The sequence below is a fragment of the Pandoraea iniqua genome, from assembly GCF_902459685.1.
GTDB lineage: Bacteria > Pseudomonadota > Gammaproteobacteria > Burkholderiales > Burkholderiaceae > Pandoraea > Pandoraea iniqua.
The window spans coordinates 320,428-341,104 of sequence record NZ_CABPSF010000004.1; the positions used below are offsets into that span (position 1 = coordinate 320,428).

22 protein-coding genes are annotated in these 20,677 nt (G+C 63.0%); 13 read left to right on the forward strand and 9 right to left on the reverse strand.

From position 1 onward, the window contains the following. Nucleotides 1–36 precede the first annotated feature (36 nt). Nucleotides 37–969 carry a LysR substrate-binding domain-containing protein gene (locus PIN31009_RS17115; protein ID WP_150684648.1) on the forward strand — a complete coding sequence of 311 codons (933 nt, stop codon included), beginning with the start codon at nt 37–39 and terminating at the stop codon, nt 967–969. On the opposite strand, the gene PIN31009_RS17120 is transcribed toward PIN31009_RS17115, so the two are convergent. Together PIN31009_RS17120 and PIN31009_RS17125 are read right to left on the reverse strand one after the other, a co-directional pair. Next, entirely contained in the window at nt 924–1,778 is an 855-nt protein-coding gene (locus PIN31009_RS17120; RefSeq protein WP_150791069.1) for a class II aldolase/adducin family protein, read from the reverse strand. The genes PIN31009_RS17115 and PIN31009_RS17120 overlap by 46 nt on opposite strands. Nucleotides 1,779–1,921: 143 nt before the next feature. Beyond that, nucleotides 1,922–2,740, reverse strand: a complete 819-nt coding sequence (locus PIN31009_RS17125) for an isocitrate lyase/PEP mutase family protein (protein ID WP_150791070.1) — start codon at nt 2,738–2,740, stop codon at nt 1,922–1,924. A gap of 566 nt (nt 2,741–3,306) precedes the next feature. Between PIN31009_RS17125 and PIN31009_RS17130 the strand changes: the two genes are divergently transcribed. The 4 genes from PIN31009_RS17130 to mnmH all read left to right on the forward strand — a co-directional run bounded on the left by PIN31009_RS17130 (nt 3,307) and on the right by mnmH (nt 7,287). After that, nucleotides 3,307–3,849, forward strand: a complete 543-nt coding sequence (locus tag PIN31009_RS17130) for a cytochrome b (RefSeq protein ID WP_237172168.1) — start codon at nt 3,307–3,309, stop codon at nt 3,847–3,849. Next, a complete protein-coding gene (locus PIN31009_RS17135; protein WP_150791072.1) occupies nt 3,846–5,357 on the forward strand; it encodes a glycosyltransferase family 2 protein in 1,512 nt (503 codons plus the stop codon). Before PIN31009_RS17130 ends, PIN31009_RS17135 begins: the two co-directional genes overlap by 4 nt. A gap of 49 nt (nt 5,358–5,406) precedes the next feature. Then, entirely contained in the window at nt 5,407–6,066 is a 660-nt protein-coding gene (locus tag PIN31009_RS17140; RefSeq protein WP_150791073.1) for a hypothetical protein, read from the forward strand. 114 nt (nt 6,067–6,180) lie between these two features. Further along, nucleotides 6,181–7,287: a tRNA 2-selenouridine(34) synthase MnmH gene (gene mnmH / locus PIN31009_RS17145; protein ID WP_150791074.1), complete on the forward strand. Its 1,107-nt coding sequence runs from the start codon at nt 6,181–6,183 to the stop codon at nt 7,285–7,287. A 15-nt stretch (nt 7,288–7,302) separates the two neighbouring features. Here mnmH and PIN31009_RS17150 read toward each other — a convergent pair whose 3' ends face one another. The 3 genes from PIN31009_RS17150 to PIN31009_RS17160 form a co-directional block, all read right to left on the reverse strand. Further along, a complete protein-coding gene (locus tag PIN31009_RS17150) occupies nt 7,303–7,761 on the reverse strand; it encodes a DUF2846 domain-containing protein (protein WP_058380189.1) in 459 nt (152 codons plus the stop codon). 2 nt (nt 7,762–7,763) lie between these two features. After that, the gene (locus tag PIN31009_RS17155; protein WP_246185725.1) at nt 7,764–8,060 is read right to left on the reverse strand and encodes a hypothetical protein; all 297 of its coding nucleotides are present in this window, start codon (nt 8,058–8,060) and stop codon (nt 7,764–7,766) included. A 486-nt stretch (nt 8,061–8,546) separates the two neighbouring features. Further along, on the reverse strand, nt 8,547–9,380 hold the full coding sequence (locus PIN31009_RS17160; protein ID WP_150791076.1) for an AraC family transcriptional regulator: 834 nt from the start codon (nt 9,378–9,380) through the stop codon (nt 8,547–8,549). Nucleotides 9,381–9,687: 307 nt separating this feature from the next. On the opposite strand from PIN31009_RS17160, the gene PIN31009_RS17165 reads away from it, so the two are divergent. Next, on the forward strand, nt 9,688–10,512 hold the full coding sequence (locus tag PIN31009_RS17165) for an SDR family NAD(P)-dependent oxidoreductase (protein ID WP_150791077.1): 825 nt from the start codon (nt 9,688–9,690) through the stop codon (nt 10,510–10,512). 114 nt (nt 10,513–10,626) lie between these two features. Next, nucleotides 10,627–11,304, forward strand: a complete 678-nt coding sequence (locus PIN31009_RS17170) for a TetR/AcrR family transcriptional regulator C-terminal domain-containing protein (RefSeq protein WP_150791078.1) — start codon at nt 10,627–10,629, stop codon at nt 11,302–11,304. On the opposite strand, the gene PIN31009_RS17175 is transcribed toward PIN31009_RS17170, so the two are convergent. Then, nucleotides 11,290–11,931, reverse strand: a complete 642-nt coding sequence (locus PIN31009_RS17175; RefSeq protein WP_150791079.1) for a LysE family translocator — start codon at nt 11,929–11,931, stop codon at nt 11,290–11,292. The two genes, PIN31009_RS17170 and PIN31009_RS17175, sit on opposite strands and share 15 nt — an antisense overlap. A 105-nt stretch (nt 11,932–12,036) precedes the next feature. On the opposite strand from PIN31009_RS17175, the gene PIN31009_RS17180 reads away from it, so the two are divergent. Continuing rightward, nucleotides 12,037–12,885 carry a LysR substrate-binding domain-containing protein gene (locus tag PIN31009_RS17180; protein ID WP_087686955.1) on the forward strand — a complete coding sequence of 283 codons (849 nt, stop codon included), beginning with the start codon at nt 12,037–12,039 and terminating at the stop codon, nt 12,883–12,885. A gap of 11 nt (nt 12,886–12,896) precedes the next feature. Here the strand turns inward: PIN31009_RS17180 and PIN31009_RS17185 are convergent, their stop codons facing one another. Both PIN31009_RS17185 and PIN31009_RS17190 read right to left on the reverse strand, forming a co-directional pair. Next, nucleotides 12,897–13,538 carry an HD domain-containing protein gene (locus PIN31009_RS17185; RefSeq protein ID WP_150791080.1) on the reverse strand — a complete coding sequence of 214 codons (642 nt, stop codon included), beginning with the start codon at nt 13,536–13,538 and terminating at the stop codon, nt 12,897–12,899. Nucleotides 13,539–13,778: 240 nt separating this feature from the next. Next, nucleotides 13,779–14,684, reverse strand: coding sequence for a LysR family transcriptional regulator (locus PIN31009_RS17190; protein WP_150684639.1), 906 nt, complete (start codon nt 14,682–14,684; stop codon nt 13,779–13,781). Nucleotides 14,685–14,785: 101 nt separating this feature from the next. Between PIN31009_RS17190 and PIN31009_RS17195 the strand changes: the two genes are divergently transcribed. Then, nucleotides 14,786–16,357: an MFS transporter gene (locus PIN31009_RS17195; RefSeq protein ID WP_150791081.1), complete on the forward strand. Its 1,572-nt coding sequence runs from the start codon at nt 14,786–14,788 to the stop codon at nt 16,355–16,357. A 53-nt stretch (nt 16,358–16,410) separates the two neighbouring features. Here the strand turns inward: PIN31009_RS17195 and PIN31009_RS17200 are convergent, their stop codons facing one another. Beyond that, complete coding sequence (locus tag PIN31009_RS17200) at nt 16,411–16,743, reverse strand: hypothetical protein (RefSeq protein ID WP_087686959.1); 333 nt, start codon at nt 16,741–16,743, stop codon at nt 16,411–16,413. A gap of 316 nt (nt 16,744–17,059) precedes the next feature. Here PIN31009_RS17200 and PIN31009_RS17205 point away from each other — a divergent pair, with 316 nt between their 5' ends. The 4 genes from PIN31009_RS17205 to PIN31009_RS17220 all read left to right on the forward strand — a co-directional run bounded on the left by PIN31009_RS17205 (nt 17,060) and on the right by PIN31009_RS17220 (nt 20,635). Further along, the gene (locus PIN31009_RS17205; protein WP_150791082.1) at nt 17,060–17,983 is read left to right on the forward strand and encodes a LysR family transcriptional regulator; all 924 of its coding nucleotides are present in this window, start codon (nt 17,060–17,062) and stop codon (nt 17,981–17,983) included. A 150-nt stretch (nt 17,984–18,133) separates the two neighbouring features. Then, complete coding sequence (locus PIN31009_RS17210; protein ID WP_150791083.1) at nt 18,134–19,414, forward strand: 3-isopropylmalate dehydratase large subunit; 1,281 nt, start codon at nt 18,134–18,136, stop codon at nt 19,412–19,414. Continuing rightward, nucleotides 19,411–19,914, forward strand: a complete 504-nt coding sequence (locus PIN31009_RS17215) for a LeuD/DmdB family oxidoreductase small subunit (RefSeq protein ID WP_150791084.1) — start codon at nt 19,411–19,413, stop codon at nt 19,912–19,914. The genes PIN31009_RS17210 and PIN31009_RS17215 overlap by 4 nt, the downstream gene beginning before the upstream one ends. Nucleotides 19,915–19,954: 40 nt before the next feature. Continuing rightward, nucleotides 19,955–20,635, forward strand: a complete 681-nt coding sequence (locus tag PIN31009_RS17220; RefSeq protein WP_150684634.1) for an RraA family protein — start codon at nt 19,955–19,957, stop codon at nt 20,633–20,635. Nucleotides 20,636–20,677: the final 42 nt, after the last annotated feature.

The following is a 20,677-nucleotide window of genomic DNA, read 5'->3' on the forward strand; positions in this document are numbered from 1 at the left end:
ACTGTCGGGCACGAATGGAATCCCGCAGGAGACATCATGCGTCTGGGTGTGCCCAGCCTCTCGGCGTTGCAGGCTTTCGAGGCCAGTGCCCGACATCAGAATTTTGCGCAGGCCGCGCAGGAACTCGCCCTCACGCACGGGGCGGTTTGCAAACGTGTGAATGAGTTGGAAGGGCACCTCGGCGTGGCGCTGTTCGAGCGCGTGAAGCAGCGTCTGGTGCTCACGCCGGCCGGGGCCGAGTATGCGAAACGCATTCGCGTGCATCTCGACCAGATTCGCCGCGATACACTCGACGTGGTGCAGCAGGGCCGCGAAACCGAGCTGGAAATTGCCGTTGGCGTGACGTTCGCCGCGCAGTGGCTGATTCCCCGGCTGGACGATTTTTACGCGAGTACTCGCGATGTGCGGCTGCATATCATCGGGCGCGACCAGCCGGTGTTCTTCGACGACTCCGCCTTCGACGCCACGATCTACTTCAGCACGCGTCTATGGCCGGGCATGCCCGGCACGGCACTCATTACCGACGACACACTTCTGCTGGTCGCCGCGCCTCGATTGCTGGCGGGGAGGCCGTTGTTATCGAACGACGAGATTGCGGCGCTTTCGTGGATTTGTGTGCGCGATCTGCCGCGCGCATGGGACGACTGGCTGGCCACGCAAGACGCCGCGCAGTTGAAGCCCCAGCGCAGTGCACAGCGCTACGACATGTTCATCATGGCGATCAACGCCGCCGTGGCGGGTCTCGGTGTGGCGTTGTTGCCGCGCGTGCTGATCGAGCGCGAACTCGCGAGCGGTGCGCTGGTGCAGGCGCATGCGCACACGCTCGCCAATCCGCAGACCATCTATTTTTCGTATCCCGCACAACGGCGCGACTGGGCGCCGTTGCAGCAGTTCGATATATGGCTGCGCCGTGCGGTCGACGACTATCGTGCGGCCAGATCGGGGCTTTCTCGCAGCACCTGCTCGTAAAGGCCCTGAAACCCTAGCCACGCAACGTAATCCGAACCGAGCAGGCGATGTACTTCGCGTGCTTCGGTCTCGGACAACACTTCCAGCGGCCCGGCGGCTTCCGCCAGCAACTGCACCTGTGCGCAGCGTTCCATGGCGAGAAAGCGGTAGGCGGCCGCGTCGACCGACGAACCGACCGTGAGCAGCCCGTGGTTGAGCAACACCGCCGCACGTTTATGTCCCATGGTCTCGGCGATGCGGCGGCCCTCGTCGGCGCCCAGCACGAGCACGTCGCCGCGAAAGAGCACGTGGTCGTCGTAGAACAAACAGGCCTCCTGATTGATCGGTGCGAGCGGGCGCGTGCGCGAAGAAAACGCGCGTCCATGCGTGGTGTGCGTGTGCGCTGCCGCTTCGACGTGGGGCAGGGTGGCGTGAATGCCGGCGTGAATTGCCATCGCCGCGGCGTTCACGGGACCGTCGCCTTCGTGAAGCCGGCCCGCTTCGTCCACGAGAATCAGATCGTCGGGATGAATCGATGAAAAGTGCTGGGCGTAGCGATTGACCCAGAAGCGGTCATGAAACTCGGGATCGCGCACAGTGATGTGTCCGGCGATGCCTTCTGCGAGGCCGAAGCGCGCGAAGATCCGGAACGCCACCGCCAGTCGCAGTTTGCGATCGGCGCGCGCGTCGGCAACGTTATCGAAGACGCGGGGTTTGGGCAGCGGTGCGCCGAGTGGCGTGGGGATAGCGAAGGCATCGGGCGCCGCATGGGCGGCTGACGTCTCGTGAGGCAAGGGCGGCAAGGGCGGCGAGGGGGGCGGCAAAGGCATACGGCACTCCGTGGGGTAGGGATGCCGGTCGCACCGCGCCAGATGGCTGACGGTACGCCGGCTTGCCGCCCATTGTCCGAAGGGGACCGCGCCGCGTCTATCGACGAAAAGTCATGGGGGAGATACGGTATTCAGATACGACTTTACTTGCTGAACAGCCCGTTGAGCGTGGCGCCGCTCGCCGCGCCGTTGAAACCGTCGAACCGGCCTTCGGCGAGCGCCGTCGCCGCACTCATGAAACTGCCCCATGCCGTGCGGGCCAGTGCGCCGCCCACGCTCACGCGTCGTACCCCGAGGCTGCGCATGTCTTCCAGCGTCAGCGGCGAATTGGCACCGATCAGCACGTTGACCGGCTTCGGTGCGACCGCGGCCACCACGGCGCGGATTTGCTCCGGTGTCTGGATGCCCGGGGCGTAGAGGCAGTCGGCCCCGGCTTCGGCGTAAGCCTTGAGACGGGCAATGGCATCGTCGAGATCGGGCACCCCGGCGAAGAAGTTCTCCGCGCGGCCCACGAGCAGGGTGTCGCCACCGGTCTCGTCGATGGCACGGCGGGCTGCCTTAATGCGCTTGACGGCTTCGTCGATCGGGAAAAGCGGCGCGTTGATGTCGCCGGTCGAGTCTTCGATGGAGAGGCCGGCGACGCCGGTCGCCACGGCGAGCTTCACGCTCTCGGCCACCTCATCGGGCGTGTTGCCGAAGCCGCTTTCAAAGTCGGCATTGACCGGCAGATCGGTGGCGGCCACGAGGGACTTCAAATGGGCGAGGACGGTGTCGCGCGTCACGGCGTTGTCGGGGTGGCCGGTCGACCATGCGAAGCCCGAGCTGGTCGATGCGATGGCCTCAAAACCGGCATGTTCGAGATAGCGGGCGCTGCCGGCGTCCCACGGGTTTGGGATCACAAAGCATCCGGCAATATGCAGTTCACGGAAGGCGGCGCGTTTTTCGGCGGTGCTGCGTGGCATGGCAGTCTCCTCTGGCGGATGGCGGTGGCATCTGAGGCCTCGCGCCGGTGCCCGGTGTCGAGTCTGATGCGCACGTCTGAATGCACGATCATCGCGGTTTTGCCGCAGGCCCGCAAGCACCGGCCGACGGGGCTTTCCTTAGCGTGCCTTTGCGTTTCTTGCGCGATGGCTTCGCACGACGCCGTCACCCGGATAATCGTCACTGGATGGGTGTTTCGGTGTGCTGGTTTTAGCTGTCGATGCGGATGCGCGACTCATAGCCGGTTTTCAGCGATTTCAGCGGCTTTGCGGCCGTGGCAAGCGCGATATTTGTGTTCGGGCGAAACTTCGGCAGGCACGTCGAATCAGTAACGGTAATTCGCGGTAACAAGCTTTTTTGCGGCAATGCGGGAATAAGCGCGCTTCAACGGGCGTTATGCAATCATCTTCCCCAGTTTCTCAGGATGCCCGTCGTGAATTCACTACCCCCATCACCCGCTTCGTCCGCTTCCTCGTCATCTTCGTCCTCGCCTCGTCATGCCAGCGGTGTCGCGCTGTATGAAGATGCCAAATACACACGCGTCGCCATGCTGCTGCACTGGGCGGTGGCGCTGCTGATGCTCGGCAACGTCGCCATTGGCCAGACCATCGCGTTGCTCTCCGACGCCACGCTCGAGAAGATCGACGTGCGCTTCTGGATCGATCTGCACAAGTCCATCGGCATCACCGTATTGGGTTTGGCCATTCTGCGCATTCTGTGGCGTGTGACGCACCGGCCGCCTGCGCTCTCGCACGTCTTCGCGTCGTGGGAGCGTGCGAGCGCCCATCTGGTGCACTGGCTGCTCTACGTGCTGATCTTCGCGCTGCCGCTCTCGGGCTGGGCGCACGATTCGGCTTGGGTCGCTGCGTCGACCCACCCGCTCGTGCTGTTCGGTACGTTCCCGTTCCCGCGCATGGGCTTTCTGATGGCGATGAGCGACGCCAGCAAGGATTACTGGCACGGCGTGCTTGGCAACGTGCATACCTACTGCGCCTATTCGCTGTATGTCTTGCTCGCGCTGCACGTCGGTGGCGCGCTCAAGCACCAATGGATCGACCGCCATTCGGTCCTGAACCGGATGCTGCCATGAGCGTGACGACGACCCGGCTCGATGCCGCGCGTGAGCTGCATTCGCCGCGCTTCACATTGCCCGCGACGCCGTTGGCGAGTTGGCTGGTGCATGGCGCGGTCGCTGTGCTCTGGTGTCTGCTGTTTGCGCAGGCGTTTCTGCTGAAAGGCGTGTTTGCGTGGGGCACCGGCGTGGCCTACGTGGTTTATGACACCGTGCTGCTGGCGTTCGTGTTCTGGAAAGCGTGGCGATTGATGCGGCCTGATCCCGAAGACGCATCGACCTCGTTGGTGCTTGCCGACGGTCAGTCTGCGAGCGCGAAAGCCACGGCGCTCACGATGGGCGTGGTGGTCGCCGCGCACAACGAAGCGGCAGCACTGCCGGTCACGTTGCAGGCCCTCATGTCGCAGCACCGTGTGCCTGACCTGATCGTGATTGCCGACGACGGTTCGCGTGACGGCACGGCGGCGCTGCTGGTCGAACAGTATGGGTTGACCGATCCGGGCGAGGGGGCGTTGAGTGCGCCGAGCCGCACGTATCCGAACCTGCGCTGGCTGCGCGTGCCGCATGGCGGCAAGGCGCGTGCGCTCAATGCGGCGCTGGTCGGTGTGGACACCGATATCGTGATGACGGTCGATGCGGACACGCTGCTCGATGCCGGTGCCTGCGCCGCCATGCACGACGCGTTTGTGCGTCGCCCGAACCTCGTTGCCGCGACCGGCGTGTTAACACCCGTGTGTGGCCATACCGTCGGCGCGCGGGTGTTGCAGTTCTTCCAGACGTACGAATACATCCGCAATTTCATTTCGCGCTTTGCGTGGATGCGCGCCGATGGGCTGTTGTTGATCTCGGGGGCGTTTGCGTGTTTCCGCCGCGAAGCCGTGCTTGCCGTGGGCGGGTTCGATCCGGCGTGTCTGGTCGAAGACTACGAGCTGATTCACCGTCTGCGCCGCTATTCGGTCACGCACGGGCTGGGTTGGGACGTGCGCGTGATCGGCGGTGCACAGGCACTGACCGATGCGCCGGGCACGCTCACAAGTTTCCTGCGTCAGCGGCGCCGCTGGTTTGCCGGTTTCCTGCAAACGCAGTACTGGTATCGCGATATGGTGGGCAATGGCCGCTACGGCAATCTTGGGCGGTTGATGCTGCCGGTGAAGGCGTTCGATACGCTGCAACCGATTTATGGTTTGACCGCGTTCGCGTTGCTGGTCACGTTTGTCTGCGAGGGACATTACGGCGTGGTGCTGCCGGTGTCGGGCATCATTCTCGGCAAGATCGTCATCGATCTGGGTTTCCATCTGTGGTCGGTGCATGCTTACCGCCGATGGACGGGGCACCGCACCGGCACGAGTCTGGGGCTGGCGTTTGTCGCTGCGGTCCTCGAGCCGTTCTCGTTCCAGTTGATGCGTCACGCGGGCGCAGCGCTGGGCTGGGGGCACTTCCTCACCGGGCGGCAACATTGGGGAGTACAGGTCCGACGCGGTATTCTCTCGGGTGAGCGCGGGGCATCGGTACCTCGCGACGGTTGATTCCTTCATTTCCCTAAACGTCGCCAAGCGCGACCTGACCCGAGACCTCATGATGCGAACGCAGACGTGGCTGGCGATGGCAGGTGCGCTGGGCAGCGTGTTGATGGCTGCCGGGTGCAGTGCGCCGGTGGTGAAGCCCGCTGGGCCGGACTACGCGGCGCTGGGCGGGGCGGCCGAAGTGCGCGGCGATTGGGACGCCGCGCGACGCAACTTCGGGCAAGCCGTATTGGTGGCCGATCAGACGGGATGGCCGGCGGCACAGCGCGCGGCGATGCACTACGACTACGGCCGGGCGTTAGGCGTGACGTGTTACTACACCGAAGCCGAGCGCGAACTGAGTCTGGCCTACGACCTCGATATTCTGACCGGACAGTACCGCTATCCGGCGCTCGTCGAGCTGGGTCGGCTGGCGCTGGCGCAGCGTCAGTTTGCGCAGTCGGCCAAGGATTTCTCGCGGGCCCTCGGCTCCATAGACCGGACGCAAGCGGTGCGCCATGCGCCGTTTGCCTATGCCGAACTGCTGGACGATTACGCGCTGGCGTTGGGCGGCATGGGCGAGGCCGAAGCGGCGACGCGCGTCATCGACCGGGCGGCCAAGGTGCGCGCCGAATTGACCAATCAGTACACGCAAGCGACCTCGCGTACGCCTTATGGCACGCAATGCGGCAAGTTCGCGGCCGAGTCCGTCGCGCCACGCCGGGCGCAGTAGCACCGGGGGCCAATCGCGCCGGGCACGCGGCATAGGGTGGCGCGCATGCCATAATTCGCCCAATCCCTTGACCTTCACGTGTTGCGATGCTTTTCGCGATACGGTCCCGCCCCCTTGAACAATCTCCTCGTTTCTCTTGAAAAAGCCGGTGATTTCGACGAAATCATCGACGTGCGCTCGCCGTTGGAGTTCGCGGAAGACCATATGCCCGGCGCGATCAACGCGCCGGTGCTGAGCAACGAGGAGCGGGCGATCGTCGGCACGATGTACCGGCAGGTGTCGCCGTTCGAAGCCACCCGGGTGGGGGCGGCCATGGTCGCGCGCAATATCGCGGCGCATCTCGAGACGACCTTCGCCGACCGGCCGCGCAACTGGCGCCCGCTGGTGTATTGCTGGCGAGGCGGCAAGCGCTCGGGGTCGATGACGGTCTGGATGAATCTGATCGGCTGGCGTGCCCGGCAGCTCGATGGCGGGTACAAGAGCTACCGGCGCGATGTCGTGGCGTCGTTGGAAACGTTGCCGCCCTCGCTGAAGTACGTGGTGCTGGCGGGGCACACGGGCACCGGCAAGACGCGGTTGTTGCATGCGCTGGCCGACACCGGTGCGCAGACGCTGGATCTGGAAGCGCTGGCGATGCATCGCGGCTCGTTATTGGGTGCAATGCCCGACGCGCCGCAGCCGTCGCAGAAATCGTTCGATACGGCACTGGTCGGCACCTTGCGAGCGTTTGATCCGCAACGCCCGGTATTTGTGGAAGCGGAGAGTCGCCGCATCGGGCTGATTTCGCTGCCCGAGTCGCTGATGACGTCGCTACGGGGCACTACGTGCGTGGAAGTTCGTGCGCCGCATACCGAGCGGGTCGATCTGCTGATGCAGGATTACGGACACCTCTTTGCGCAGCCGGACTATTTCCGCGCGCAGTTGCTCAAGCTGGTGCCGTTGCACGGGCGTGCTGTCGTAGGCGAGTGGCTTGAACTGCTCGATGCGCAGCGCCAGCGCGAGTTGTTCGAGGCGCTGGTGATCAAGCACTACGACCCGGCGTATTCGCGCAGTTCGCGCAAGATGCTCAGCGGTCCGCCGCCCGCCATGCCGTTTGAATTCCACCCGCTCGTGCCCGATTTGCGCGCACAGGCGCAGGCCTTGCTGGCGTGTGTCGAAAGCGGTGAGGCGACCGGTGCGCGTGGCCCCGATCGCCTCACGTCAGCGGGCGCTGCCGGCTGACGTTTTCCTGATGACTTACTTCGACTGAGCGACGGCGTCCTTGCCCGTGTAGCTCATCGAATCCAACGCGGCTTCGCCCACTTCCGGTTGCTCAAGTTCGAGCACCACGTGGCCGATCAGCAGGCCCATCGACACCGAGCTGCGCACGTACTTCGTCTCGCCCGAGTCGAGCGAGAAGCTGAGCGTCTTTTCCGTTTCGGTCGACGCCGATGCCTTGTACTGGCCTGCCGGACGATCGACGAAGAAGAAGCCGCCCGGCTTCGACGAGCCGACGATCTCGTCATTCAGACGAATTTCCGGTTGCACTGCCGCGCCGAACGGCGAGGACGAGCGATAGAAATAGACGCGGCCTTCGCCGGTCTTGATCGTCGGAATTGCCGAGGCCATTTCGGCACGCTTCGGGCCGGACGCGCAACCGGCGAGGAAGAACGAGGCGGCCATGCCGGCGAGAAGCAGGCGCGAGACTTGTTTCAGGTTCATTGTGATTTTTCTTTCAAGTTAAGAGAAACAACGGTGGAAAGCGGCGAGTAAGTGGCTTCGCCGGGCAGGAAGAAGCCGACGAGCTTCTGATCCTTGACGACGATCCACGCTTCGTGAACCTGACTGCCTTCGACCGTCAGAATGCGGCCGACCGGGCGATAGACGCTGCCTTGTGCAACGCTGCCGGCCTCTTTCCAGACCGAGCCTTCGGGCAGATTGCGCTCATAACCGGTGTCGAGCTTGAACGTGACCGGCGTTTGCAGAGCAAACAGGCGCGCGTTGTCGAGTGACATGCGGCTGAGCGTCGCGGGTGTTGTCGAGACACTTGCGCAGCCTCCCAGCGTGAGACCCATTGCCACAGAGAAGGCCGCGAGTGCGGCGCGCGCGCGTAGGCGTGACGAGGCAGCGCGCCGTACGCCGGCGCGCTTGCTTGACGAAATGTGTGCCATTTTTAGATAAAGCCGTTATCTGATGTCGTTGTTATCGTTGTGCCCGGCATCGCGCCGGGAGACTGCAAGGACTACTTATGGCATGGGCTTCAGACGCACCTGCGGAACCGGTACTGGACTTCAATTTGACTTCTTTTCAGATAACGCATCGTCCCCGAATTGACTTGATGCGCGGGCTTGCAGGTGTAATGTCGAATCCCGGGCGTGATATTACTTCCGGATTCGATTCTCGTGAAGTGGGAGTGACAGGGGTGCTTCGGGTTGCGATGTATTTTCGAGACAGATGCGGCGGGCGAGCCCGGGACAACTCGGCTCGCCCCGATTGACGCGTTACTTCACCGGCAGGCAGATGCGCGTTTGCAACTCGGCCGGCGGCGTGGTGCGCGGGTCATTGAGGTACTGCTCGAACATGGGGAAATCGGCGGGTTCAAGACCGCTGCTCGGCAACCACTCTGAAAAGAGCCAGTTGTACGGCTTGCTCATTTCGTTGTAGGGCCCGGTGTAGGTCAGGATCGCACAACGTCCGGCGGGGATCTCGAAGCGTTCGAGATCGTTGCCGAGTTGCGCATCCGGGGCCACCGACATGCCAGCGAGCGAGCGCAACTGATCGACGGGGACTTGCTCTGGGTCGTCGAAATACACGCCGAAGCCGGTCGATTCCGGCTGGGCCAGCCCAAGTGCGCCGGCAAGCATGAACGCGCGCACGAAGACCGGGCCGATTTCCTGATAGTCGCCTTGATGCTTGAGGACGGCGAGCGTCGTGGCGGGAACCGATTCGATGGTGATGGGATACATGGTGAGCTCCAGAGGATTGAAGGGTCCGGAGCGGGCGTCACGATAACGTCCCGGCGGCATGCCGAAGTACGCACCGAAGGCCCGGTTGAAAGCGGCGTCCGACGCATAGCCGGCACGCGACGCCACAACACGCATGGAATCCTCAGACCCTGCCAGTGCCACCGCAGCACGGTGCATCCGGATGCGTTGCACGGTGCCGTTCACCGTCTCGCCCATCAAGGCGCGATAGATGCGGTGAAAGTGATACGGCGACAGGCATGCCAGATCCGCCAGTTGGTACAGATCGGGGGCGGTGTCGGGATGACTGGCCAGCCATTGCAGCACGGGCTCCATGCGCTGGGCATACCGAACGTGGGTCTCAGGTTTCATGTGCGCTCCTTGGTCTGCAATGTAGCCAGAGGCCGTTTGCCGATTTTGCGATTTTCACGGTTTTGCACCGTTGTCTCGATGGTTTGCGAAGGTTTGTTGCGATGCAGCCGTAGTATCGCGCCTCCATGGCCGTAATAGGCGAGTGTGAATTCATGGTGTCGCGCGAGTTGCGATCCACCACCGAAATCTGATGTTGACAACTAACACTGTTAGATTAGACTAACGGTGTTAGTCTTGCTGGCGCCTTGATGCTGTTTGACGGGCCGGCATGTTTGCTTGTCAATTGCATCCATTGAGGACGAATGCCATGTCAGAGAAGGTCTGGTTTATCACCGGTGCATCGCGAGGATTCGGGCGTGTCTGGGCCGAGGCGGCACTACGGCGCGGCGACAAAGTGGTGGCGACGGCCCGGTCGCTCGCCGATATCGAGGATCTGGGCATTTACGGCGATGCGGTGCTACTTCTGCCGTTGGACGTGACCAATGGCGACGCCGTGTACGGCGCAGTTCACCGGGCACATGCGCATTTCGGACGGCTCGACGTGGTCCTCAACAACGCGGGCTATGGGCTCTTCGGCATGCTGGAAGAGACGAGCGAAGCACAAGCCCGCGCACAGATGGAAACCAACTTCTTCGGCGCGCTATGGGTGATGCAGGCGGCGCTGCCGATCTTGCGGGCGCAGGGATACGGCCACATTCTGGCCGTATCGAGTTTTGCGGGCGTCGTGACGTTTCCCAGCGCTTCGGTGTATGTCGCATCGAAGTGGGCGCTCGACGGCATGTGCGATGCGCTGTCGAAAGAAGTGGCCGGCTTCGGCATCAAGGTCACGCTCATCGAGCCGGGAGGCTATGACACGGACTGGCGCGGCAGTTCGGCGCAACACGTGACGAAGCTCGACGCCTATGCGGAATTGCGTGGTCAGCTTGCGGCGGCGATGGGCAACCGCAAGCTCGGTGACCCGGCGGCAACCGCGAACGCGATCCTTGCCGTGGTCGATGCCGATGAACCCCCGTTGCGGCTTTTGCTTGGCGCGGGCACCGTCGATATCGCAACACGGACGTATCAAGAGCGAATCGGCGTCTGGCAACAGTGGGCCGACGTCTCGGCCGCCGCACACGGTGGCGCTGGCTGACCCACGTAGATCGATCCACGCCGAGCGATCGCCTGCCATTGCCCGCCGTCGTCGATACCCCCGCACTGCCTGCGCGATGATAAGCTAACGCCGTTAGTTTTGACGGGAAACACCATGGCGATTCAACGGGACGACGTCGTACAGACGGCGCTGGCTTTACTCGACGGCGGGGGAATGGAGGGCGTGACGTTGCGCAAGGTGGCGCAGGCGCTCGACATTCAGGCGCCGTCGCTCTACTGGCACTTCGCCAACAAGCAGGCATTGCTCGATGCAATGGCTGATGCGATGTTGCAGGATGTCGCGCGTGATGTGTCGCCGGATGCAGACTGGCGAGCGGTGTTGGATGCCGTTTCACTCGAGATTCGACACGCCTTCAACGCCTATCGGGATGGTGCCCGGGTGTTCGCCGGGACGTATGAGACGACGGAAAACGTGTTGCGCACAGGCGAGGCGATGATCGCCGCCTTTGTGCGCGCCGGGGCCGACATCGAGTTGGCGACCACAACGGCGTTCAGCGTGGTCTATTACGTCGTGGGTTTCGTGATCGAAGAGCAGGCGTTCAATGCGGAAGCCTCAAGCGAGAAGGCTGCGGAAAGCGTGGCGCGCAAGACGGCTTTCCTGAATGCCGCCAAGCAGACATATCCACTCAGTTGGCAGGCCCGTCAGCATCTGTTCGCGCCCGACTTCGACAAACGATTCTCGGTGGGCATCGACCTGTTGCTCAGCGGGTTTGCGCAGCAACTGGCCGACGGCAACAAGAAAAAGGCCCCGCGTCGTTCACACGCTGGCTGAGAACGTGTCGATCAACATGCGTGCGGCCAGCGCCGTGAGCACCGCGCCCATGAACCACCGTTGCAGGGTCAGCAGGGCCGGGCGCTGCGCGAGAAATTTCGCCGTACTTCCCGCGCCGATCGCGACCGCGCCGTTGACCAGCACAAACGCCAGAATGACGACCGAGCCCATGGTGATGGAAGTCTTCAGCAGGTTGCCGCCCTGATCACGCACGAACTGCGGCACCAGCGTCAGAAAGATCATCGCGAGTTTCGGGTTCAGCAGACTCGTCGTCGCGCCCATCACGAAGAGCCGGCGCGGCGGCTCATACGAGAGCTCACGCGCTTCGAACGGCGAGCGCCCGCCCGGCTTGACGGCCTGCCATGCGAGATAGAGCAGGTAGGCCGCGCCCGCCACGCTTAGCGCACTCATCCCGTACGGCACGTGCATGAACAGCGCCGTAATGCCGAACGCCGCACTCAACATGTAAAAGAGGTAGCCGATGATCACGCCCGCCAGCGAGACCAGTCCGGCCGCCCGGCCCTGCGCGATCGAGCGCGACATCACATAGATCATATTCGGGCCCGGCGTAATCGCCAGCAGGCCACAGATGGTGAGAAACGCGTAAAACGAGGCGGCATCACGCATGGTCTTGCTCGATAAGAGGGGCAGTGGTCGCGCTCAGTATCGGAGCGTGCCTGACCTCGGTAAAGCAATATAATCTGAGCCAATTCATCAGATTTTCTGAGTAATATGAAAAAGCTCGATCTCGATGTGCTGGAAATGGTGGTGGCCGTTGCGGAGACCGGTTCGTTCGTGCGCGGCGCCGAGGCAGTGCATCGCTCGCCGTCGGCGCTCAGCATGCAGATCAAGGCGCTGGAAGACGATCTGGGCAAGCCGTTGTTCATCCGGAACACCAGGCGATTGGCCGTGACGGCCGAAGGGCAGACGCTGGTGGATTACGGGCGGCGAATGCTCGAGATGCGCAGCGAGGCATGGGCGTCGATCGTGCGGCCCGAGATCAAGGGCCGCGTGACCATCGGCGTGCCCGACGACTATGCGTCGTCGCTGCTGCCGCAAGTGCTCCGGAAGTTTGCCGTGGCGCACCCACGTGTCGAGATTCGCGTGATCGGGCTGGCCAGCAATGCGCTGGTTCCCTTGCTCAAAGACAACACGCTGGACTTGGCCTGCCTGACCAAAGTGAAGGGGCTGCCGGGAGAATTTATCCGGTTCGAGCCGTCCGTTTGGGTGGGCCCACCAACGCGGCCCGTGTGGAAAGAGCGCCCGCTGCCAGTGGCGTTATTCGCCCCCGGCAGCACGGCGCGCGCGACTGCCATCGCGGCACTTCAGCGTGCGGGTATCAAGTACCGCATGTCTTACGAGAGCCCCAGCCTGCTTGGGCTCATCAGCATGGTCGAGGCGGGGCTGGCGGTCGCACCGCTCGCACGTTGCAGCGTGCCCGCGCATCTCGTGCAGTTGTCGCAGAGCGACGGCTTGCCCCCGCTGGACGATCTCGAAGTGGTACTGGCGCGCAGCGCAACGTCCAACCGCCCGCCGTGCGACTTTCTGGCGGAGCAGATTCTCACCGAACTGCGCACCTGAGCGTTACTGCATCAGCCGATCCACGCGGAATTGCGAATCACGCTACAGAAATTACCGCGATGGAAATGCGGATCTTTGTCGGCCAGCACATCGGCCTTGACGTTGCCGAACGTCGTGTCCGGCTTGTGCTTGATGCCGTCGTAGAACGCCTGAATGATGTCTTCCTTGAAGTGCGCCGTGCGCGGGTGGGCACGTACGACGGCCTCCCGTTCGATCTCGCTGTACTCGGGATAGGTCAGGCCCAGCACATCCATTTCGACGCCCGCCGTGACGAGCGCGATCAACGGGTGCATATGCTGCGGAATACCGGGCGTCGTGTGCAGCGCGATCGCCGTCCACACTACGTCGATGTCCTGTTGTGCGATGCCTTTGCTCTTCAGAAAATCACTCGCCGCATTCGCGCCGTCGACTTCGAATCGTTCGCAGGCGCTGCTGTGTTGATGGGTGAGCCCCATGTCATGAAACATGCAGCCGCAATAGAGCAGCTCGGGGTCGAACTTGAGCCCGCGATGCTGGCCGGCGAGGGCGGCGAAATAGAAGACGCGGCTTGAGTGATGGAACAGCAGGGGCGACGCGGTGTCGCGCACGATCTCCGTGATTTCACGCGCGAACTGACTATCGGGCACAGCGATACCGGCAACATTGGCAGACATGAGGAACCTCCAGAAGGGGACAGCCCGGACAATTCGGACTGTGCGGACAGTTCCAATTCTGCGCACCGCCGCCCCGGATCGCTACCGGCTTGCGGGGCCCATTTCCGCCAGATACGTGTTCATGTCGGCCAGCCATCAACGGAGACTATCGGCGAAATAGAGGCTAAAAATGCCGGTGATTAGATGCCACGACCACGGTGTCGACCCATGCGTAGGGGTTGAGCAGCGAGACGACCGTGTTTAATCGAGATCGACTCGTGGAAGATTCGCTACGAGCGCATCGATGGCACACCGCGTTTTCAGCGGCATATAAGGCGTTTTCGGCCATACCGCATGGATCGCCAGCGGTCGCACGCCACAACGCTCCCTTAGCGCGACAAGCTCGCCGGTGGCGACATATCGTGCCATCAGCCAGCACGGCAACTGCACGAGTCCGAGACCGGCAACGCCCGCGCCGGCAATCGCCTGCACGTCGTCAAGGCTCACTTGCGGCTTGACCTGCAACTCGTGCTCCACGCCCTGCGCATCGTGCATGCGCCATGTGCTCACCACGCCGCCGCGCGAATACATGATGCCCGCATGCCCGGTGAAGTCGTCGATCTCAACGGGGCTGCCATGTTTCGCCAAATAGGCCGGCGAGCCGCCGATGCTCACGTCCTGAATGCCCAGACGCCTCGCCGCGAGACTCGTGCTGTCGCGCAACTCGCCGATGCGCACCGCGAGATCGATGTTCTCTTCAACGAGATCCACGGCCCGGTCGGTGAACGAGATGTCGATCTGAAGTTCGGGGTGTTGGCGCGCGAGTTCGAACAACACTGGGGCGACGCAGTGGTGCCCGAACGCAATCGGTGCGCTCACCCGCAACTGACCCCGTGGCGCGCTGTGTCCACTTTCCAACTCGGCCTCACCTGCCTCTAGCTCGGCAAGCGCTCGCACGCATCGATCGTAATAAGCCTGCCCGGCTTCGGTGAGCGTCTGACTGCGCGTGGTGCGATGGAGCAGACGTGCCCCCAACCGGTCTTCGAGCCGCGTAATGACTTTGCCGACGGCCGAGCGCGTCAGGTTCAGGCGCTCGGCCGCCAGCGTGAAACTGCCGGCTTCGATCACCTGCACAAAGACGGCCACACCGTCCAGATTGATTGACATATTCGGTCCCTGTGGTCGCGGTTTATGGGAAAAACTGTCGTCAATGGGGAATCTAATTCCCGATATAGTACATCGGCCAAATACTTTTCTCCGCGATACCTATGACGCTTTCCCGAGACCCTAAAAACGCGCTGGCACTAGCGGCGATCTGCCTGACATCGTTGATGTTCGGCCTTGAAATTTCCAGCGTGCCGACCATTCTCCCGACCCTTGAGCGCGTGCTGCACGCCGACTTCAAGGCCCTGCAATGGATCATGAATGCCTACACGCTGGCGTGCACGACGGTGCTGATGGCCACAGGCACGCTGGCTGACCGGTTCGGACGCCGACGCGTCTACGTCGCCAGCATCGTGATATTTGCGGTGACGTCGCTCATCTGCGGGCTGGCGCAAAGCGCGGCGGTGCTGATCGTCAGCCGGTTTTTGCAAGGCGTGGGCGGCGGCGCGATGCTGATCTGCATGGTGGCGGTGCTGTCGCATCAATTCCGCGAAGGACGCGAGCGCAGCCGGGCGTTTGGCGCTTGGGGCATCGTGTTCGGCAGCGGTTTGGGCTTCGGGCCGATCGTCGGCGGATTGATCGTTGCCGTGTCCAACTGGCAGTGGGTCTTCCTGATTCACGTGGTGATTGCGATGGTGGCCCTCAGCCTCGTTTTTGCGGGCGTGAAGGAGTCTCGCGACCCGCACGCCGAGCATTTGGACCTGCCGGGCATCGTCACACTATCGCTGTCGACGTTCGGTCTCGTCTACTACATCACGCAGGGGCCTGACCTCGGCTTCGACAGCCCCATCGGGTTGAGCATCATCGGCGCATCGGCCCTGAGCTTCCTCGCGTATCTCGTCGTCGAGAAGCGCAGTCCCCGGCCGATGTTCGACTTTTCGGTGTTCCGTATCCGCGCGTTTTCCGGGGCGATGTTCGGCTCGATGGGGATGAACTTCAGCTACTGGCCGTTCATCGTGTATCTGCCGATCTACTTTCAGGGCGCGCTCGGCTATAGCAGCGTGAACGCCGGGTTGGCGCTGCTCGCCTATACCGTGCCGACACTCATCGTGCCGCCGTTCGCCGAACGTCTTGCGCTTCGGATTGGCGCACACAAGGTGATTCCGCTGGGCATGTTCACGATCGGCCTCGGCTTTCTGCTGATGCGTTTCGGCATTGATATGGCGCATGCCAGTTGGCTGACCGTGTTGCCGGGATGTGTGTTGTGCGGCGCGGGGCTGGGGATGACCAACACGCCGGTGACCAACACGGCGACCGGGGCGGTGTCGTCGAACCGCGCGGGGATGGCGTCGGGCATCGACATGAGCGCACGGCTGATTAGTCTGGCGATCAACATTGCGGTGATGGGGTTCGTGCTGCTCGAAGGCGTCAGCGCCTATCTCGCTCGCGCGCTGCCGGCGTCTTCAGATGCACTGTCGCTGCGCTGGCTCGCGGAGAAGGTGGCGGCGGGCAGTCTCGATCAGTTGACGCAGGGCAATGCGGCATTGTCGGCGGCCGACCCCAACGGTGTCATCGTTCATGGCGCGTTGGTGCATGGCTTCGGTCTGGTGATGTTGTACGGTGTGATCGGCGCGTGGGTACTGGCAGCGCTGAGCTTTATGGCGTTCGGGGCAGGCCCGCGAGCGCAGCGTCAAGAAGCGGCCTTCGACGACGGCGTGCGCCCGCCGAGCCTGTAAGAAAGACAGACGCCGGAGGCTGCCTCCGGCGTCGATTTGCGTTTTCAGAAAGCCTAGGAAAACACAGGATTCTTGTCGGCTAGACCCACGACTTCGTCATAGATGTGGTCACGCGTTCGACCATCGACGCGTTGCCAGAGCCGGGCCAGCCAGTATTTCATCCTGAGCTTGGTGACGACGGCAGCGCTCACCGGTGTGGCAGGGAACTGGATGTTCTCGCCGACCAGCTTGCCGTCGAGATACGCGTGGGCATTGGCCCTGACGTACACCTTGGCCTGCATCAGGCTGGTAGCCCGGGAGGCGAACGCGAGATCGAGACAGGTCAGTGTCCAGACGGAATCTCGTTGCTCGCCATAGACATGAAGCAGTATGCGTTCCTTTCTCATGATCGACTCCTCGTTGATGCGTGCATGACCGGATCTTTGGCTGATCCTCGTGGCTTTTGCGTGGGAAGTCGGTTCGCTATCGCACCGACGCGCCCGCAATTCCCCCGTACGGTCGAGGCAACGTCGGAATCTGCTTCTCGCCTGCGGCGCTAAGACGATCAGAGACTATCGAAGAACGGCGCCATGCGATCGCGGGTGCACGTAACGACGTTATGGGCAGCGCTGGACTCCGCCCTCGGGCCGCTGACTGCTTGAAGGGGTTGGGGTATCTTATGGCGGCAAAGCAAGCCGCGGTAACTGCCGCCGACGGGACATCATGATCACCTTCAAGCAAATCGAAGCGCTGTACTGGGCCAACAAACTCGGCACCCATGCCGCCGCCGCCGAGCGACTCCACACGACGCAGTCGGCCGTGTCCAAACGGATTACGGAAGTCGAGGAGTTCCTCGGCGTCGCGCTGTTCGACCGCAGTGGCCGCACCATGCAACTCACGGCAAAAGGCCGCGAGGTGCTGGAGGTCGGCGAAGAAATTCTGCAACTGCGCGACCGTCTGCTCGAGCGCATGGGCAAGCCGGTGGACGTGGTCCGCCGGTATCGCATCGGGGTCACGGAGCTGATCGGCCTCACGTGGCTGCCGAAGCTGGTGCAGGAAATGCGGGAGAAGTACCCGCTCGTCTCCATCGAGCCCGAGATCGATCTCAGCACCGCGTTGATGACCAAGCTGCAACGCTCCGATATCGATCTGGCGATCATTCCGCTCACCGCCACCGGCCCCGGGTTCACCGCGGTGCCGCTCGACACGATGGCGCTCCAGTGGATGTGCAGCCCGTCGCTGACCGACACCTCGAAGACACTTTCCCTTGGCGAAATCGCGCAGCATCCGATCCTGATGCAGATCGACACCTCGGGCGTCGATGCCGTTTTCGATCGCTGGTTTCAGGCCAAGGGACTGTCGATCCGCCGGATGTACGCGGGCAACAGTCTGAGCGCCCTCAGTGCGTTGACGGTCGCCGGTTTTGGCGTGAGCTACCTCCCCGATCTCTACTTCGGCGATCTGGTCGAGCAAGGGCTGCTCAAGCGAGTGCCGGTGGACGAGCCATTGCCGACCGTGCGCTACTACGCCGTCTATCGCAACGACGGGCCGGTGGAGTTCAGTGCCGACATAGCCGCGCTGGCGCAACGCCTGTGCGACTTCCGCAAGCCGCAGTTCACACCCCGCCCGGCGTCCCCCGCCGCCTGACGTCGACTCGCCTGCCACGGGAAACGTGAAATTTTTTCCGGCTTGAAGACGCCTTTTTTTCGCTAGTTTCAAAAAGGCGTCGTCCCCATACTTGTTTGCCATGGATGCCCGTTGGGTATCCGGCAATTCAGGTTTCAAGGAGTGGGGGCAATGGCAGGTCAGACGCTTTCCGAAAAGTTGCTGTCCCGTAAAGCGGGCAGGGTCGTACGTGCGGGCGAGATCGCCATTTGCACGGTCGATTTCGCGCTGGGCACCGACGCATCGGTGCCGATGGCGCTCGACTATTTCGACGCCATGGGCGGCACCGCGCCGCTGCATCCGGCGCAACTGGTGTTCGCCTTCGATCACTACGCGCCCGCGCCGTCGGCCAAGTCGGCGCTGTTACAGGCGCGTATCCGCAAGTTCGCTTCGGCCCACGCGGTCAAGGTTTTCGACGTCGGCGCCGGTATCGGCCACCAACTCATGGTGGAACAGGGCTACGCCCGCCCCGGGCGTCTGCTCGTCGGTGCCGATAGTCACTCGGTGATGTACGGCGCGGCGGGTTGTTTTGCCACCGGCATCGGCTCGTCCGATCTGGCGGCGGTCATGATGTCCGGCAAAGTCTGGCTCAAGGTGCCCGCGAGCATTCGCGTGGAACTGGTCGGCAAACTCGCTGCCGGCGTCGGTGGCAAGGACATTGCGCTGGCGCTCGCGCGCATCCTCGGTGCCGACGGCGCGGCCTACAAGACGCTCGAATTCCACGGTGACGGCATCGCCGGGCTCGACTTCGACGATCGCCTCACGATCGCGAACATGGTGATCGAGATGGGGGCGAAGAACGCCCTGTTCCCCGTCGATGCGACCGTGCGCGAATACCTCGCAAGCCGCCCCATGCAGGGGGTGGATGACAGCGAAGACGCACTGACGGCAGACGACGATGCGCAGTACGCCGAGCGCATCACCCTCGATCTCGCGACGGTCGAGCCCAACGTCGCCCGCCCGCATCAGGTCGATAACGTGGTCACGGTTTCCGAGCTTGAACACACGCCGATTCATATGGCGTATCTCGGCACGTGTACCGGCGGGCGTGTGAAGGACTTTCAGGAAGCGCTGGCGGTATTGCGCGCACACGGCGGCCCCGCTCCGGGCGTGCAACTGGTGGTGACCCCGGCGTCGCGCGAAATCATGGAAGCCCTTGTCCGTGGCGGCGAACTGGCCGATTTTCTCGCCTTCGGTGCGATTGTCGTCACACCGGGATGCGGTTCGTGTTGCGGTACCGGTGGTGCGATCCCCGGCGACGGCGTCAACGTCGTGTCGACCGCCAATCGCAACTTCAAGGGCCGGATGGGCAACGCCGACGCGAACATCTATCTCGCCTCGCCGCAAGTCTGCGCCGCCAGTGCGGTGGCCGGTTATCTCGTAGCGCCATCACAGCTTGGCCATCGTTCATGAACGCACAAACCATTGAAGGACGCGCGCGCTGTTTCGGCGACGACGTCAATACCGATTACATCATCTCGTCGCGCCGCAAGCGTGACTCGCTCGATCCGCAAGTGCTGCGTCAGTACCTGTTCGAGACGACGCATCCTGACTTTGCTCAGAGCGTGCGTGTGGGCGATTTGATCGTCGCAGGCAAAAACTTCGGCTGCGGGTCGGCGATGGAAGTTGCCGTCACCGCCGTAGTCGGCGCGGGCGTGCGGGTGGTGCTGGCGCAGACCTTTGCGCGCACTTACTTCCGTAACGCGATCAACAACGGCTTGTATCCGGTGGAGTGCGATACGTCGCGCATCGGCGAGGGCGACATGGTGCGTGTCGTCTTCGGCGAGCAGACGCAAGTCTGGATCAACGACGAGACGACACCGCTGCACGGCGCGCCCATTGCGCCGGAAATTCTTCAGATTCTGAATGCCGGCGGACTGGTGCCGTATTTGCGCGAACACCGCACGCTCTGACGGCACACCCAAAAGCTTCCATCGCTTCAATGAGGACACCATGAACGAACACAACCAAGCGGGATTTCGCGTGCTGCCGATGCCGGCGCCGATCCCTGCCGACATTCTCGACGCCTACGCCAACATCGTCACGTCGCACATCAGCGACAGCATGCAGCGCATTTGCGGCGTGCAGGGACTGCGCCCGTATCACGCGGGCAAGCGCCTCGTCGGCCGCGCGATCACCGTGAAGGTGCGCCCCGGCGACAACATGATGATCCACAAGGCGATGGATATGGCAGCGCCCGGCGACGTGATCGTGGTCGATGCGAGCGGCGACGTGACGCAGGCCCTGATCGGCGAGTTGATGCAGATTCACGCGGAAGTGCGGGGGATTGCCGGCTTCGTGATCGATGGTGCTGTGCGTGATATCGGCGCATTTCGCGCGGCCGACTTCCCCTGCTATGCACGCGGCAACACACACCGTGGGCCGTTCAAGGAAGGGCCGGGCGAAGTCAACGTGCCGGTGAGCATCGGCGGTCTGGTCATCAATGCCGGCGACCTCATCGTCGGCGATGAAGACGGTGTGGTCGCCGTGCCGCCCGATCAATGGACCTACGTGCTCGGCAAGGCGCGCGAGCAGGCCGCCCGCGAGGAGCAGCGCAAGACGGCGATTCGCGCCGGCAAGGACAAGCGCGACTGGATCGACGAGCGTCTGCGCAAGCTCGGCGTGATCGCCTGAGCGCCTGAACGCTTCTCCGCCGTCCTGCTTTCCCGTCCCCCA